Annotated in this window: 14 protein-coding genes; 6 read left to right on the forward strand and 8 right to left on the reverse strand. The window is 62.7% G+C overall.

Annotation, left to right across the window (positions count from 1 at the left end):
- Positions 1-5: 5 nt before the first annotated feature.
- Positions 6-614, reverse strand: a complete 609-nt coding sequence (locus tag AC0NIH_RS27785) for a TetR/AcrR family transcriptional regulator (RefSeq protein WP_023764617.1) — start codon at positions 612-614, stop codon at positions 6-8.
- A 189-nt stretch (positions 615-803) separates the two neighbouring features.
- On the reverse strand, positions 804-2444 hold the full coding sequence (locus tag AC0NIH_RS27790; protein WP_473464357.1) for an acyl-CoA synthetase: 1641 nt from the start codon (positions 2442-2444) through the stop codon (positions 804-806).
- A gap of 184 nt (positions 2445-2628) precedes the next feature.
- Between AC0NIH_RS27790 and AC0NIH_RS27795 the strand changes: the two genes are divergently transcribed.
- From AC0NIH_RS27795 to AC0NIH_RS27810, 4 genes are all read left to right on the forward strand, one after another.
- Positions 2629-3594, forward strand: coding sequence for a sugar-binding transcriptional regulator (locus tag AC0NIH_RS27795; RefSeq protein ID WP_473464353.1), 966 nt, complete (start codon positions 2629-2631; stop codon positions 3592-3594).
- An 83-nt stretch (positions 3595-3677) separates the two neighbouring features.
- Positions 3678-5732, forward strand: a complete 2055-nt coding sequence (locus AC0NIH_RS27800; protein ID WP_473464350.1) for a bifunctional aldolase/short-chain dehydrogenase — start codon at positions 3678-3680, stop codon at positions 5730-5732.
- Positions 5733-5817: 85 nt separating this feature from the next.
- On the forward strand, positions 5818-6075 hold the full coding sequence (locus AC0NIH_RS27805) for a type II toxin-antitoxin system RelB/DinJ family antitoxin (RefSeq protein ID WP_023764621.1): 258 nt from the start codon (positions 5818-5820) through the stop codon (positions 6073-6075).
- Position 6076: 1 nt separating this feature from the next.
- Entirely contained in the window at positions 6077-6349 is a 273-nt protein-coding gene (locus AC0NIH_RS27810; RefSeq protein ID WP_023764622.1) for a type II toxin-antitoxin system YafQ family toxin, read from the forward strand.
- A gap of 83 nt (positions 6350-6432) precedes the next feature.
- Here the strand turns inward: AC0NIH_RS27810 and AC0NIH_RS27815 are convergent, their stop codons facing one another.
- The 3 genes from AC0NIH_RS27815 to AC0NIH_RS27825 all read right to left on the reverse strand — a co-directional run bounded on the left by AC0NIH_RS27815 (position 6433) and on the right by AC0NIH_RS27825 (position 10123).
- Positions 6433-7485 (reverse strand): substrate-binding domain-containing protein, encoded by a 1053-nt coding sequence (locus AC0NIH_RS27815; RefSeq protein WP_023764623.1) that lies wholly within the window; start codon positions 7483-7485, stop codon positions 6433-6435.
- Between the two features lie 48 nt (positions 7486-7533).
- Positions 7534-8529 (reverse strand): ABC transporter permease, encoded by a 996-nt coding sequence (locus AC0NIH_RS27820; RefSeq protein WP_473464346.1) that lies wholly within the window; start codon positions 8527-8529, stop codon positions 7534-7536.
- Between the two features lie 82 nt (positions 8530-8611).
- Complete coding sequence (locus AC0NIH_RS27825) at positions 8612-10123, reverse strand: sugar ABC transporter ATP-binding protein (protein ID WP_023764624.1); 1512 nt, start codon at positions 10121-10123, stop codon at positions 8612-8614.
- Positions 10124-10260: 137 nt separating this feature from the next.
- On the opposite strand from AC0NIH_RS27825, the gene mtnK reads away from it, so the two are divergent.
- Positions 10261-11535, forward strand: a complete 1275-nt coding sequence (gene mtnK, locus AC0NIH_RS27830; RefSeq protein ID WP_023764625.1) for an S-methyl-5-thioribose kinase — start codon at positions 10261-10263, stop codon at positions 11533-11535.
- Positions 11532-12626: an S-methyl-5-thioribose-1-phosphate isomerase gene (gene mtnA / locus AC0NIH_RS27835; protein WP_023764626.1), complete on the forward strand. Its 1095-nt coding sequence runs from the start codon at positions 11532-11534 to the stop codon at positions 12624-12626. The genes mtnK and mtnA overlap by 4 nt, the downstream gene beginning before the upstream one ends.
- Before the next feature lie 28 nt (positions 12627-12654).
- Here the strand turns inward: mtnA and AC0NIH_RS27840 are convergent, their stop codons facing one another.
- The 3 genes from AC0NIH_RS27840 to nanR form a co-directional block, all read right to left on the reverse strand.
- Positions 12655-13455 carry a sugar phosphate isomerase/epimerase family protein gene (locus AC0NIH_RS27840; RefSeq protein WP_473464343.1) on the reverse strand — a complete coding sequence of 267 codons (801 nt, stop codon included), beginning with the start codon at positions 13453-13455 and terminating at the stop codon, positions 12655-12657.
- 60 nt (positions 13456-13515) lie between these two features.
- Positions 13516-14361, reverse strand: coding sequence for a phosphogluconate dehydrogenase C-terminal domain-containing protein (locus AC0NIH_RS27845; protein WP_023776993.1), 846 nt, complete (start codon positions 14359-14361; stop codon positions 13516-13518).
- Between the two features lie 245 nt (positions 14362-14606).
- Positions 14607-15320, reverse strand: coding sequence for a transcriptional regulator NanR (gene nanR, locus AC0NIH_RS27850; RefSeq protein WP_473464341.1), 714 nt, complete (start codon positions 15318-15320; stop codon positions 14607-14609).
- Positions 15321-15478: the final 158 nt, after the last annotated feature.

Here is a 15478-nt window from a genome sequence, read left to right on the forward strand (position 1 = left end):
GGCGGCTATTTTTTCAAGGCTTTGATCGCGTAATCGATAAGGTCGTCGGGCATCGCCCGGTTGGTCTTGGCAAGGCACTGCGCCACCATCTGCGGATGGCACAGGATGACCGTGGCGGCGCCGAAGCAGCGCGACGCGATTACCGGATCCTGCTTAGCGAACTCGCCGGCTTCGATGCCCTCGCGGATCACCTCCGCGAACAGGTCGTGGATGCTGTCGACATGCTTGTCGATGACACCCCAGTCGCGCTCGAGGGCGACGATGACCATCTCGTGCACCTTCTGGTCGTCGAGCATGACTTCCATCGTCATCTTGTACTGTGCGTGCACATAACGCCGCAGCCGTTCCTCGGCGCTGATCGGCAAATGGCATATCTCGTAAGCCATCTTGTAGCTGGCGCCGAGCATGCGGCCGCAGACGGCCTGGTGGATTTCAACCTTGGAGGCGAAGAAACGATAGATGTTGGCCGGCGACATGCCGAGTTCGCGAGCAATGTCGGCGACGTTGGTCTTGCCATAGCCATAGTGCCGGAACAGGCGTTCGGCGCAGTCGAGAATGCGCGTCACATTCTCCTGTCTGGCGGCATCGGCCGTGATGTTGGCAGCTTCGGACATGGCTCTCTGTCGATTTACGAGTGACGAATTTCAATTTTCGTCACTCGTAAATTGAAAAGAAGGAGGTGTCAACACGAAATCGACGTACACGTACAAAATAGTGACAGATGGTGACATCCAACAGACGCGACGAGGCGGCCAAAGGATGCGGGCACCCGAAATAATTTTTGGAGGAGGTCCTTCTGGACGTCAGGCGATCTTAGCCATTTCCCGCAGTCGGAATTTCTGGATCTTGCCGGTCGAGGTCTTGGGGATTTCCGCGAAGATCACCGCCTTCGGCACCTTGAAGCGGGCAAGCAGCCCGCGGCAATGCTCGATGATCTCGGCCTCTGTCGCCGACTTGCCCGGTTTCAGTTCGACATAGGCGATGGGCACCTCGCCCCATTTGTCGTCTGCCTTGGCCACCACGCCGCACGAGGCAACGGATGGATGCTTGTAGAGCGCATCCTCGACCTCGATCGAGGAAATGTTCTCGCCGCCCGAGATGATGATGTCCTTGGAGCGGTCTTTGAGCTGGATATAGCCGTCAGTGTGCATGACGCCGAGATCGCCGGAGTGGAACCAGCCGTCGGCGAAGGCTTCGTCGCTCGCCTTGCGGTTCTTCAAATAGCCCTTCATGACGATGTTGCCGCGGAACATGACCTCGCCAATGGTTTCGCCGTCGGCCGGCGTCGTCCGCATCGTCTCGGGATCCATGACGGTCAGGCCCTCAAGTGCTGCATAGCGCACGCCCTGCCGTGCCTTCTTGGCGCTGCGCTCGCCCTTTGCCAGACCGTCCCATTCGCCGTGCCATTCATTGACGACCGCCGGGCCGTAGGTCTCGGTCAGGCCGTAGAGATGGGTGACGGCAAAGCCGGCATCGGCCATGCCCGATAGCACGGCTTCAGGCGGCGGCGCGGCCGCGGTGTTGAAGGTGACGGTCTGCGCGAAGGCGCGCTTGTCTTCGTCGCGGGCATTGATCAGTACCGACATGACCACCGGCGCACCGCAGAGATGCGTGACGCCATGATCGGCGATGGCGTCGTAGATCGGCTTCGGCCGCACCCAGCGCAGGCAGACATGGGTGCCGGCCTGCACGGCCAGCGTCCAGGGGAAGCACCAGCCGTTGCAGTGGAACATCGGCAGCGTCCAGAGATAGACGGCGTGCTTGGCCATGCCGGCATGGATGGTGTTGGTGTAGGCCATCAGGGCGGCACCGCGATGGTGATAGACGACACCTTTGGGGTTGCCTGTCGTTCCGGACGTGTAATTGAGCGAGATGGCATCCCATTCGTCGTCGGGCATCGACCAGGCGAAATCCTCGTCACCGCCAGTGACAAGATCCTCATAGTCGAGCGCGCCGATGCGTTCGCCCTTCGCATAGGGTGCGTCGGCGGCGTAGTCGGGATCGTCGTAGTCGATGACCAGCGGCCTGACCTTGGCCAGTTCCAGGGCCTGCCTGACGACGCCAGAGAATTCGCGGTCGACGATGAGCACCTTTGTCTCGGCATGGTCGAGCTGGAAGGCGATCACAGCGGCATCGAGGCGCGTGTTCAGCGAATGCAGCACCGCCTTGGTCATCGGCACGCCGAAATGCGCCTCCAGCATCGGCGGCGTATTCGACAGCATGACAGTGACGGTATCGCCCTTGCCGATGCCGCGCTTTTGCAGCGCCGAGGCGAGCTTCAGCGAGCGGCGCCAGAAATCGCGATAGCTGATGCGCTGGCGGCCATGGATGATGGCAATGTGGTCGGGATAGGTTTTCGCCGCGCGCTCAAGATAGGTGAGCGGCGTCAGCGGCTGATGGTTGGCCGCGTTCTTGTCGAGATCCTGTTCGTAAGGATTGCCCATCCCGTTCTCCCTTTATCGAAGACTTCTAACCACAGGCTAGGCCCGCGTCACCACCAAGGATGCCACGTCAGAGCCCATTTGGCACAATGATCATCCAGATTCAGGGGCCGAGCAGGTATCCTGAACCTTCGCTCTGGTTTGACTTTTGTCGAGAGCCGTGAATAATGTCAGCCGAGGAGACGGCATGGCAATCCGACCGGCAGAACAGCTCATTCACAAGGCCGCCTGGCTCTACTATGCGCACGGCCTGCGACAGGACCAGGTTGCGAGCCAGCTTAACATTTCCCGTGCGTCGGTGGCCATGTATCTGCGCAAGGCGCGCGAGACCGGTATCGTCAACATCTCGACCTCGACGCAGTTGTTCACCGACGACGTGATGGCGCGCAAGCTCGAGGATGCGCTGGGTCTCGACGCCGTCTGGATCGCGCCGGAGAACGGCCATATCCCGGACCCATCGACCGACATCGCCGTGCTGGCGGCGAGCGTCTTTCTCGAACTGGTCAAGAAGGGCGACCGCATTGGTGTCGCCTGGGGCCGCACCGTCTACACGATCGCCGACATCATGTCCTATGCCGACCTGCAGGACGTCACCGTGGTGCAGCTCTGCGGCAATCTCGGCGCCCCCTATTCCTACCGGCCCGACCAGTGCACGATGGAAATCGCGCGGCGGCTCAACGCCAGGGGCCTCAATTTCTACGCGCCGCTGGTGCTGTCGACGGAAGAGCTGGCGCGCGCGCTGCGGGCCGAACCGGTGATCCGTGAGCAGCTGTCGGGAATCGGGGACTGCGACCTGGCGCTCTACTCGGTCGGCGCGGTCGACGCGGACAGCCATCTGGTCAAATGCGGTGCGCTGACATCGGGCGAGATGGCGGAGCTGCGCGACCAAGGTGCCGCCGGGGTCATTGCCGGACAGATCATCGACGCTGGGGGCAAGGTGCTCGACTGCAGCTATAACCGCCGCGTGATCTCGGCCGAACTTGCCTCGCTGCGCGCCATCACCAAGCGGCTGATGGTGGTGCAGGAGGACAGCAAATTCGAACCGCTGCTCGCGGCGATCGCTGGGGGGCTTTGCACGCATCTGGTGGTCGGCGCCCATATGGCGCAGCGGCTGCTCGATCATGCCGGAGCGGCGCTACAAAAAGCATCCTGAGAAAACAACCTTTCGCCGGCGCATTGTCATCAAGGCGTCGCGGCATTCCTGTTTCACCACCAAAGCAACTGGACGAACCGAACATGAAGAATTTGTGGAACGACGACACGGCCGAGAAACTCGTTGCCGACTATGCCAAGAAGGGTGTCGGTCGCGACCTCGCCTTGCGTGTCTATACGACGCGGCTTTTGGGCGGCGTGCCGCAGTTGGTCCTGCATGGCGGCGGCAACACCTCCTGCAAGATCAAGGCGACCGACCTGGTCGGCGATGAATGGGATGTGCTGTGCGTCAAGGGCAGCGGCTGGGACATGGCGGTCATCGAGCCGCAAGGCCTGCCGGCGGTCAAGATGAGTGCCCTGCTCAAGGCCCGCGCACTGGAAAAGCTCTCCGACGAGGACATGGTCGCGCTGCAGCGGGCGAACCTGATCGACCCCGCCTCGCCCAACCCATCGGTCGAGACGCTGCTGCATGCCTTCCTGCCGCACAAATTCGTCGACCACACCCATTCGACCGCCATCCTGGCCATCGTCGACCAGGAAGACTCGAAGCCGTTGGTGAAGACGGTGTTCGGGAGCAAGATGGGTTACGTGCCCTACATCATGCCTGGCTTCGATCTTGCCAAGGCGGCAGCCGACGTCTTCGACGCCGACCCGACGGTCGAGGGCCTGATCCTCGACAAGCATGGCATCTTCACCTTCGGCGACGATGCCAAGCAGGCCTACGACCGAATGATCCACTATGTGAACATCGCCGAGGATTATGTGGCCAAGCACGCCAAGCCGAAGGCGGCAAAGGCCGCGCTGCCGGCAAGGCTCGCGACGCCGGCTTCCATCGCACCGATGCTGCGTGGTGCTGTAGCGTTTGCGCGCGGCGAAGGCCGCTTCGACCGCATGATCTCCGATTTCCGCACCTCAGACGCCATTGTCGATTTCATCAATTCGGCGGAGATCGCCGACTATGCGGGACGCGGCGTGTCGACGCCGGATCTGTCGATCCGCATCAAGACCGGTCCGATGGCGGTGCCGGCGCCCGATGCCGACAAGGCCGGCGACTACAAGGCCGTCATCAAGAGCCATGTCGACGCCTTCGCCAAGGATTACCGCGCCTATTTCGAGACCAATGACGCGCTCGACGACGTCAAGCGCACCATGCTCGACCCGATGCCACGGCTGACGCTGGTGCCGGGGCTCGGCATGTTCGGCCACGGCCGCACGCTGAAGGATGCCAGGATCGCCTCCGATGTCGGCGAGATGTGGATCGAGGCGGTGCGTGGCGCCGAAGCTGTCGGCCGTTTCCATCCGCTGTCCAAGGCCGACCTGTTCCCGCTCGAATACTGGTCGCTCGAACAGGCCAAGCTCGCCTCCAACAAGCCGAAGCCACTGACCGGCCAGGTGGTGCTGATCACCGGGGGTGCCGGCGCGATCGGCGCGGCGACGGCAAAACTGTTCGCCGACAATGGCGCCCATGCCGTCGTCGTCGATCTCGATGGCGACAAGGCCGCCGATGCGGCGAAGAAGGCCGGCAACAATTCGATCGGTGTGGCCGCCGATATCACCGACCCAAGCCAAGTGCGTGCCGCCTTCGACAAGGCGGTCGCTGTCTTCGGCGGCGTCGACATTCTCGTCTCCAATGCGGGCGCGGCGTGGGAAGGCCGGATCGGCGAGCTTGACGACACGCTGTTGCGCAAAAGCTTCGAGCTGAACTTCTTCGCTCACCAGTCGGTGGCGCAGAACGCCGTGCGCATCATGCTCGAACAGGGCACTGGCGGTGTGCTTCTGTTCAACACCTCCAAGCAGGCGGTCAATCCAGGTCCGAAGTTCGGCGCCTATGGCGTGCCGAAGGCGGCGACGCTGTTCCTGTCCAGGCAGTATGCGCTCGACTATGGCGCCCAGGGCATCCGCTCGAACGCCGTAAATGCCGATCGCATCCGCTCGGGGCTTTTGACCGACGCCATGATCGCCAGCCGCTCGGGCGCGCGCGGCGTGTCGGAGAAGGAATACATGTCCGGCAATTTGCTCGGCCAGGAAGTGACGGCGCAGGACGTGGCGCAAGCCTTCCTGCACCACGCGCTGGCCGAACGCACCACCGCCGACGTGACGACCGTCGATGGCGGCAACATCGCGGCGGCCATGCGGTAGGGCAATCACGTACAGCGCACGACAGTCGCTTGCATGAACACCATTTTGTAGCTACATTGTGGCTCAGATATCAAGGAGTCACAATATGGCAACGGATACGGTGGTGCGCGCTCGGATCGATACGGCGACAAAGGATCAAGCTACGGAAGCCTTGGCGGCCATGGGACTATCGGTTTCCGACGCCATTCGTCTACTGCTGGTCCGCGTCGCTGCCGACAAGGAATTTCCCTTTCCGGTGAAGGTGCCGAACGCGACCACTCGGAAGGCAATGGCCGAATTGGAAAAAGGCAAGGGCGAGCGTTTCGCCTCGGCCAATGAGTTGTTCAAGGATTTGGGCATCTGACATGCTGACGCCCGTTCGCTCCGGGCAATTCCGCAGGGATGTGAAGCGTATGGAGAAACGCGGCAAAGACCTTGCTAAGTTGCGCGAGCTGCTGGCCCTACTGGTCGCCGGGCAGGAACTGCCGGCGATTTACAAGGATCACCCTCTGAAAGGTGATTGGAAGGGCTATCGTGACGCGCACGTGGAACCGGATTGGCTCTTGATCTACCGCATTGCCGACGATGAACTGCGGCTTGCCCGCACCGGCTCCCACTCCGATTTATTCAACGAGTGAAACCAACAAAAAGCCGCCTGCAACAGGCGCTGCAAGCGGCTTTCGGTTTCTAATTGTGAGCGAATCCAGGTATCGGATTTGGCCTACTTCGCGTTCGGGTTCGGCATCCATGCCGGCATGGCGACATCGGCATGGGCGAACTGCGGGAGCTTGGCCGACAGGTCTTCCATGTTCTTGATGTCCTTGTCGATCAGCTCCTTCTGCGTGATCAGCGTCGGTGGCACAATGACGTTGTGGCCGGGATCCTCACCGGCCAGCAATTGCGCCAGCGCACGCACCGAGACCTGGCCGACGACGGCCGGGTTGGTGGCCGCGGTTGCGGCCCAGGCGCTGTCGGACTCGCGCATGGCAGCAATGTCGGAGGTCGAGATATCGGCCGAATAGATCTTGATGCCCTTGTTCAGGCCGGCTTCGTCGACAGCGATTTTCACGCCCTTGGCGAATTCGTCATAGGGGGCGAACATCACCTTGATGTCGGGGTGAGCCGACAGCACCGAGCGCGCCTGGTTGGCGACCGAGTTGGCGATCGGATTGTCCAGCGTGCCGAACATCGCGACTTCCTTGATGCCGGCATATTTCTTCTTCACGTCGACCCAGGTCTCGTTGCGGCGGTCGAGCGGCGCGATGCCGGCGACATAGACGTAACCGGCATTCCAGCTCTCGCCATTGTCCTTGACCGCCTGTTCAAGTGCCAGGCGCGCCAGATCCTTGTCGGACTGTTCGATCTGCGGGATCTTGGGATTTTCGACATTGACGTCGAAGGCCACCACCTTGATGCCGGCGTCGACCGCGCGCTGCGCGGCGTCCTTCATCGATTCCGTCAGGCCGTGCTGGATGATGATCCCCTGAACGCCAAGTGCGATGGCCTGGTCGACCATGTCCGATTGAAGCGCTGCATCCTGGCGGCTGTCGAGGACGCGCAGGTCGATGCCCAGCGCCTTCGACTGTGCCTCGACGCCCGAAAGATAGGCCTGGAAGAAGTCGCCGGTCGAGAGGTAGCGCACCAGCGCGATCTTGACGCCGGGCTTGTCGAACGGCGCCGGCTTGTCGGCGGCCAGCGCGGGGACCTGCATCAGCATGGTTGCGCCGGCGAGCCCGAGCGCCACCTTCCCCAGAAGTCTTCTTGTGATGTTCACCTTGTTTTCCTCCACTCTTGTTGAACCCAAAATCCTGTCCGGTCTAAATTACCCCCTGCCCCTGCCCGACAGGGCAAAGGTGAAGACAAGGGCGACGACCAGAACCACGCCCTTGACGAAATCCTGCGTGTAGTAAGGCGCGTTCATCATCGTCAGGCCTTGCAGCAAGATGCCGACGAACAGCGCGCCGACAGCGGTGCCGAAGGCGTTCGGCTTGGCGGCGCCCAGCACCGCGTAGCCGATCAGCGCCGCGGCAACCGCATCGAGCAGCAGACTATTACCCGAGGCGATGTCACCGCGTCCAAGCCGGGCGGCGAGCAAAATGCCGCCGATCGAGGCAAAAACTCCTGAAATAACGTAGGCCCAGATCTTGTATGCCTTGACAGGCGCGCCGGCGAGTTCGGCGGCGCGCTGGTTGGAGCCGACCGCATACATCATGCGGCCGAAACGGGTGTATTCGAGGAAGAACCAGATCAGCACGGCGAGCACCAGCAGCACCACGACCGACACCGGAATGAGGTTCGGAATGAAGAAGTCGAAGCGGTGGCGGCCGAGCGCCAGGAAGGCGTCGGAGAATTTGCCGTTGGCGACCGAGCCATCGGGCATGGTCATGCCGGTGGCGATCGAGCGGCCCTCCGTCGGGATGCGCTGCAGGCCGACGAGCAGGAACATCATGCCAAGCGTCGCCAACAAATCCGGCACGCGCATATAGACGATCAGCCAGCCATTGATCAGGCCGACAATGGCGCCGATGAGCAGGCAGACGACGACCGCGACGACCACGTTCTGCTCCAGCACCACCATGACATAGGCGGCAGCCATCATGGCCGACGTGGCGACCGAACCGATCGAGAGATCAAAGCCGCCGACGACCAGCGTGGCGGTGACGCCCAGCGCCAGCACGCCGGTGATGGCGACCGACTGGAAGATGAAGACGGCACTTTGCGGCGAGACGAACCCGTCGGCCGCGATCGCGAAATAGGCGACCAGCCCGAACAGAAGGACGATGAATCCGTAACGGATGGCGTAGTCGCGAAGCGTCATTCAGCGCTTCCCCGCGCGGTTGCCATCTTCACCCAACTCCAACTCATGATCTCGCCATTCCAATTTCCATTCGCCGCCACATTCAAGCCGCGCTGTGAAGCGGTCCGCCGGCGACCTCGGCCAGCAGGCGATCGAGATCGACATCGGCATTGCGGTGTTCGCCGACGATTGTGTGCTCCGACATCACCAGGATGCGATCGGCCGTCTCCAGCGCCTCGTCGATTTCGGTGACGAACAAAAGCGTCGCGCGGCCATTGGCGCTGGCTCTCAGCTTGGCGGCGATATCGCGCCTGGCCGAAATGTCGACCCCTTGGAATGGCTCGTCGAGAATGAACAGCGCCGCATCCTGCGCCATCCAGCGGGCGACCATCACCTTCTGCTGGTTGCCGCCGGACAGTGCCGACATCTCGTCCTTCTCGGAGCGGCAGACAATGCCCAACTCCTCGATCTGCCGGCGCGCGGTGGCGCGTTCGCGGCGGCGCCTGAGCACGCTGAAGTTCGACATCCGCTTCAGGAACGGCAGGCTGATATTGCGCTCGATGTTGAAGCCGCCGACGATGCCGCTGGTGGCGCGGTCCTTGGCGACGAGGAACACGCCGGCGGCAATCGCATCGCCGGCCGAGCGCGGCATATAGGGCTTGCCGTTCATCGTCATGGTGCCCGCGAACGGCTTGCGCACACCGAACAGCGTTTCGGCAAGCGCCGTCTTGCCGACACCGACGAGACCGGTGATGGCAACGACCTCGCCATCGCCAAGCGTCAGCGAGATTGGCTTGGCGCCGTTCGCGATGCGAAGGTTTTCGACCGTCAGAACCGGCTTAGCTGAACTCCTGGCAACGATCTGGTCGAGGCGGATCTTGCGGCCGAGCATGGCGTTGACGGCGCCCTCATAGTCGAGCGGCTTGGTGTCGAAGGCGCCCGAGACGACGCCATCGCGCATCGAGACGATGCGATCGGCCAGCCGCCGGATGTCCGACATGCGGTGCGAGATATAGAGGATCGCCACGCCTTGCTCGCGCAGCCTGTCGACCAGCGCGAACAGCCGGTCGGCCTCGGCGCTGGAGAGCGACGAGGTCGGCTCGTCGAGGATCAGCACTTTCGGCTGGTGCGCCAGGGCACGCGCAATCGCCACCATCTGGCGATCGGCCAGCGAAAGATCGTTGACCCGCGCCTTCAGATCGATGGCCAATCCCATGCGGTCGGCAACCGCCTTGGCTTCGCGGCGCACGCGCACCGGATTGAACAGGGTCGGCACGCCCCGGCCGCTCAGCCTGTCGAGCGTCAGGTTGGTGGCGACATCGAGGTCGGCGACAACGCCATCGTTGATGTTCTGGTGCACGGTGACGACGCCGGAGCGGATCGCTTCGGCGGGTGTGTTCGGCGCAAAATCCTGGTCGGCCAGCGTCATGGTGCCGCCGCCATTTTCGTAGACGCCGCTGACGATCTTGACGAGGGTGGATTTGCCGGCGCCGTTGGCGCCCATCAGCACCGTCACTTCACCGGCGTGCAGCTCCAGCGAGACGCCGCCAAGCACCTCGTTGCGGCCAAAGGATTTCCTCAGTCCCTCTACGCGGAACACGGCACTGCCGACCATGCGTTCCTCCCTGACCGTGACGCTAGGGTCTATGCCGGCAATTGTCAACACGATTGACAATTGCCAGATAGCTTCCTAGCTTGGCCCAGCCGCTAAGGCTCCCCTATGATCGGAGCGCACAGGCGGGAGGGAGAAGAATGACCGGAAAATTGCCGTTCGAAGCACTGTCCGTGGAGACGCTTGCGATGCGCCTCGGCACGAACGAGGCGTTGTGCGCGAGGATCGGCAAGGACGCCAACGCATGGAAGGTGCGCGAGGTTGGCGATGGCAATCTCAACCTAGTGTTCATCGTCGAGGGCGCCTTGGGCGCTGCCGTCGTCAAGCAGGCCCTGCCCTATGTCCGCCTCGTGGGCGACAGCTGGCCGCTGCCCTTGAAACGTTCGTTCTTCGAATACCACGCGCTGACGAGGCAAGAGGCGCGCGCGCCTGGCTCCGTTCCGGCGATCTACTATTTCGATGAAGGCCAGGCGCTGATCATCATGGAGTATCTGGCGCCGCCGCACATCATCCTACGCCGCGCCCTGATCGACGGACGGCAGTTGCCGAACATCGCCAGGGACATCGGCCTGTTCATGGCCCGCACGCTGTTTCGCGGCTCCGACCTGTCGATGGTGACCAAGGACCGCAAGGCCGACCTGGCGCTGTTCGCCGACAATGTCGAGCTTTGCGACATCACCGAGAACCTGGTGTTCTCCGATCCCTATTTCGACGCCAAACTGAACCGGCATACCTCGCCGCAGCTCGACGCCCTCGTCGCCGAACTGCGCGCCGACCGGGACCTGAAGGTCGAGGCGCAGCGGCTGAAGCACATCTTCGCCGCCAATGCCGAAACGCTGCTGCATGGCGACCTGCATTCCGGCTCGATCATGGTCACCGACCAAGAAACACGGATGATCGATCCGGAGTTCGCCTTCTATGGTCCGATGGCGTTCGACGTCGGCATGCTGCTCGCCAATTTCTGGATGTCGTTCTTTTCGCAGCGCGGACAGGAGCAGAACGGCAAGCGCGATGCCATGCGCGCCTATCTGCTTGAGGTCACGACGGAGACCTGGGCCGTGTTCCGCGCCGAATTCTCGCATCTGTGGCGCACCGAGCGCACCGGCATGCTCTATCAAAAAAGTCTGTTCGAGGACCAGGGCGACATACTCGCCGCCGAGCAGGCGCTCGACCATGTGCTGCACCAGATCTGGACCGATCTGCTCGGTTTTGCCGGCATCGAGGTGCACCGGCGCATCCTCGGCCTCGCCCACAATGCCGATTTCGAGACCATTGCCGATGAAGATTTGCGCGCCAGTTGTGAGGCGAAGGCACTGAAATTTGGCCGCCACATCGCCGTCAGCCGGCGGCAGATCCACAGCATCGACGAGGTCAACAAGCTGGCCGTGCTGATCGAACAGGAGAACGGAATTTGAACGTCGGCGATCGCCACTATCGGACCATCTGGCTGAGCGACGACGGGCGTTCGGTCGAAATCATCGACCAGCGCTGGCTGCCGCATGATTTCCGCATCGAGACAGTCGACACCGTCGCCGGCATCGCCACCGCCATCCGCGACATGTGGGTGCGCGGCGCGCCGCTGATCGGTGTCACCGCTGCCTATGGCGTCGCCATGCAGATGGCTGACGATGCGTCCGACCAGGCGCTCGATGCGGTATGGGAGACCTTGCACGAGACGCGCCCGACGGCGATCAACCTGCGCTGGGCGCTCGATGAGATGCGGCGCTTCCTCAAACCGCTGCCAACAGAACAACGTGCCGAAGCCGCCTATCGGCGCGCCGGTGAAATCGCCGACGAGGATGTTGGGCTGAACCGCGCCATCGGCGAGAACGGACTTGCCATCATCAAAGCGATCGCCGCGCGCAAACAGCCTGGCGAGCCGGTCAACATCCTCACCCACTGCAATGCCGGCTGGCTGGCCACCGTCGACTATGGCACCGCCACCGCGCCGATCTACCTGGCTGTCGAGGCCGCCATTCCGGTCCATGTCTATGTCGACGAGACGCGGCCGCGTAACCAGGGCGCCCAGCTCACCGCGTGGGAGATGGCCGGCCATGGCGTGCCGCACACGCTGATCGTCGACAATGCGGGCGGCCATCTGATGCAGCGCGGCGCAATCGACATGGTCATCGTCGGCACCGACCGCACCACCGCCGACGGCGATGTCTGCAACAAGATCGGCACATATCTCAAGGCGCTGGCCGCCGCCGACAATGACGTGCCGTTCTATGTCGCCCTGCCCTCGCCGACCATCGACTGGACGGTGCATGACGGGCTGGCCGAGATCCCGATCGAGCAGCGCTCGGCCGACGAAGTCTCCCTGGTATGGGGCAAGAACGCCGCCGGCGAGATCGCGCAGGTGCGCATCTCGCCCGAGGCGACGCCGGCGGCCAACCCGGCCTTCGACGTGACGCCGGCACGACTGGTGACCGGGCTGATCACCGAACGCGGTGTCGCCAAGGCATCGCGCGACGGCCTGAAGGCGATGTTCCCCGAACGGGGATAGCGCAAGCGCGGAATCCAAACTTCCCGGTTCAGGAAGCGCTGTTGCCCGCGATCTCCAGCGCGTTCACGAAATGCAGCGAGCGCTGCAGGGCGCGACGAATGATTGCCATGTCGACAGGTTCATTTCGTCGCTGGGGATCGCGGCGCTGCGGGCGCTCCAGGCGCAAGGGCAGTTCGATGCTGACCGGCAGCGTCGGGGGAAGCATCGCCCAGTACGGCTCGTAATCGATCGAGCCGTCGCCGACGGCACAGAATGCCCACCCCGAACCGGCACTGACAATGTCCTTCAAATGGGCATGGCCAACGGCTTGGAGAGCCGTCGCGATGTCTTCCGCAGGCTGCGTGGCCTCATCGCTGTAGGTGAAGACGTTGCCGGCGTCATGGTTCAGGCGGACATGCCGCGATCCGATTTCGCGGATGAAGCTCGCCCCCGATCGGGCGTTGCCAAGCAAATCGCCCTTGCCATGCCCGGGGTTCTCGAGTGCCAGGACGATGTCGGCCTGTTCCAGCCCCGGCAGAACGGCATCGATCGTCCGGCGGATACTCGCCCGGTTCGTCATTGGGCCGGCATTGGTGATCAGGAACGATGCGCCGAGACCGGAGACAAAGGCGACACGCCGCAACAGCGCGTCCACCGCATCAGGTCCCGACAGGTCGAGATGAGCCGAGACGGCATTGATGCCCAGCCCGGCACTGCCAGCCGTCTGGCGAAGCTTCGAGCCCTTGGTGTGGGTAAACATGCCTTCATCGAAATCGACATAGCCGCGAATGAAGGCCGGTTCGATATGGCTGGCACCAGCAGCCGCGATCTCCTCGATGGCCAATTCCATGGGATAGCCATCGAAGAGCGCGGTCGATACCGAGATTATCCGTGGCGTCGGAGGCAGCGCTCAGGCTCCCTTGCCGTAGACGATCAGCTCGGAGGCTTCCTTCACCTTGGCCGGGGACAAGGCCTCGCGCCAGTCGTCGCGGACCACGACACCCTTGGCGAAACGCATCAGGCGCAGCGCCGCATCGGACGGCACCTTTGGAGAGAAGCCGAACCACATGGCGATCTCGACATTGAGGTGGCCAATCAGAAAGTCGAGCGCGGCCTTTCTGGGAATGCCGTATTTGCGTTCGCATTCCTCGACGGCCTCGACCATGGTGTCGACGAAGGGCATGGCGATCATTTCGGAAAGGCCTGGCTCGAGGATTGCCAGTTGCTCGACGGTGACGCGGTGGCTGTCGATGATCGGCGACCACATCGCCTTGCACACCTCTTCACCAAGCGCATAGTCCTCCTCTGGGCCCTGCATCAGGGCGCAGACGATCGACTGCCTGGCAATGCCGCCGTGATAGTCGCGGCGGGCGGCCCATTCCGTCTCCTCGTTGAACAGGGGCGGATGGCAGGGATGGCCGACAAAATAGGTCAGATCGGGCCGATCCTTCGGCAAGTCGCCGGCGTAAGGTGCGGCGGCGTCGAGAATGAGAAGCATCGCGCCGCTGGCGAGCATCGGCGATATCTGCCGTGCGACCTGGCCGATGATATTGTCCGGCAGGGCCATGACCACGACCTTGGCGCCGGGAACGCCCTCTTCCATCGAGACGGCGCTGATGCCGGCCTCCGACAGCCGCTTGCGGCCGGCCTCGCCGACTTCCACGGCACGGACATCGTAGCCCGCTTCGATCAGCTTGCGCGCGACACGGAAGCCCATCTTGCCTCCAGCTCCAAGCAACGCCACGGATATCGTCATTCGCTTCTCTCCCAATTGCCTTGACGGTGCGCCCGTGGCGCGCCGATTCAGCCGAACCCTTGCGGCGCGGCCTGATCTCCGGATGTGCGGCACCTGCCGCAGCCATCTTGCAGGCTGTGGAGATACGACCGGTCCATGCCGCGCCCGCGCTGGACGGACATCCATGGAGGTGATCGTTAGCATCAAAAAGATATCATGTCATCACATGAGTTTGGCGCTCAAAAATTTTTGCCCAATCCGGAGAGTCAGCCAGTCTCGCCGCCGGTCAGTTTCGAATACAGCTCATTGGCGCGGCCGATATGCTCGGCCATGGCGACGCTCGCGCCTTCCGGATCCCCGCTGGCGACCGCCTTGTAGATGCGTTCGTGCTCCTCGACGGTCAGGCGTTCGGCACCTTTGACCGCCACCAGGTCGCGCTTGAACCGGGATAGCCATTCGAGCATTCCCTTCGCCACGGCGGCGATCATGGAATTGCCGCTCATCTCGGCAATCACGGCGTGGAATTCCATGTCGGCGGCGACAAATCGCGCCTGGTCGCCCTTCGCGTCACGCAGGTGGCGCAGGGTCTCGGCAAGTCGTTCCAGGCTCTTGGCCGTGGCGCGCCGCGTGGCTATCCGCACCAGGCCGGTTTCCAGCAAGAGCCTGACTTCCTTGAGTTCTTCGAGGCCACGGGAGTTGGTCGCCAGCATCATGACCATCGCCGCGGAAACCTGATCGACGATCACCTCGGGCGTCGGATTGATGACGCGGGCACGTTCGCCGTGGGAAATCTTGATGAGGCCCATCTGCTGCAGCGTCAGCATGGCTTCGCGGATCGACGGGCGCCCTACGCCGATCATCGTCATCAATTCCTTTTCCGACGGCAATTGAGAGCCTGGCGGAAATTCGGATGTCGAGATCGCCGCCATCAGCCGGTCAAGCACCTCCACATACAACTTTTTCTTCTGGACCGGTTCCATGAATCCCTCCGCGATCATTCCCCGGCATATCGATCCCGAGTCGCACCGGCAGGCAAGGCCTCGCAATCATTTGACATTACATATATGATGACCTAACGTCCACTCGTGACCGGCGCCAGTATGCCAAGCGACCGGCCAAAAGAGTTGCCGGAGCGAGC

The organism is Mesorhizobium sp. WSM1386 (assembly GCF_055901595.1).

Bases quoted from the DNA above. Each gene is read 5' to 3' on its own strand.
- AC0NIH_RS27845 (WP_023776993.1), bottom strand. From the start codon at position 14,361: ATGACGATATCCGTGGCGTTGCTTGGAGCTGGAGGCAAGATGGGCTTC.
- AC0NIH_RS27810 (WP_023764622.1), top strand. From the start codon at position 6,077: ATGCTGACGCCCGTTCGCTCCGGGCAATTCCGCAGGGATGTGAAGCGT.
- AC0NIH_RS27800 (WP_473464350.1), top strand. From the start codon at position 3,678: ATGAAGAATTTGTGGAACGACGACACGGCCGAGAAACTCGTTGCCGAC.
- AC0NIH_RS27840 (WP_473464343.1), bottom strand. From the start codon at position 13,455: ATGGAATTGGCCATCGAGGAGATCGCGGCTGCTGGTGCCAGCCATATC.
- mtnK (WP_023764625.1), top strand. From the start codon at position 10,261: ATGACCGGAAAATTGCCGTTCGAAGCACTGTCCGTGGAGACGCTTGCG.
- nanR (WP_473464341.1), bottom strand. From the start codon at position 15,320: ATGGAACCGGTCCAGAAGAAAAAGTTGTATGTGGAGGTGCTTGACCGG.
- AC0NIH_RS27805 (WP_023764621.1), top strand. From the start codon at position 5,818: ATGGCAACGGATACGGTGGTGCGCGCTCGGATCGATACGGCGACAAAG.
- AC0NIH_RS27825 (WP_023764624.1), bottom strand. From the start codon at position 10,123: ATGGTCGGCAGTGCCGTGTTCCGCGTAGAGGGACTGAGGAAATCCTTT.
- AC0NIH_RS27785 (WP_023764617.1), bottom strand. From the start codon at position 614: ATGTCCGAAGCTGCCAACATCACGGCCGATGCCGCCAGACAGGAGAAT.
- AC0NIH_RS27795 (WP_473464353.1), top strand. From the start codon at position 2,629: ATGGCAATCCGACCGGCAGAACAGCTCATTCACAAGGCCGCCTGGCTC.
- AC0NIH_RS27820 (WP_473464346.1), bottom strand. From the start codon at position 8,529: ATGACGCTTCGCGACTACGCCATCCGTTACGGATTCATCGTCCTTCTG.
- AC0NIH_RS27790 (WP_473464357.1), bottom strand. From the start codon at position 2,444: ATGGGCAATCCTTACGAACAGGATCTCGACAAGAACGCGGCCAACCAT.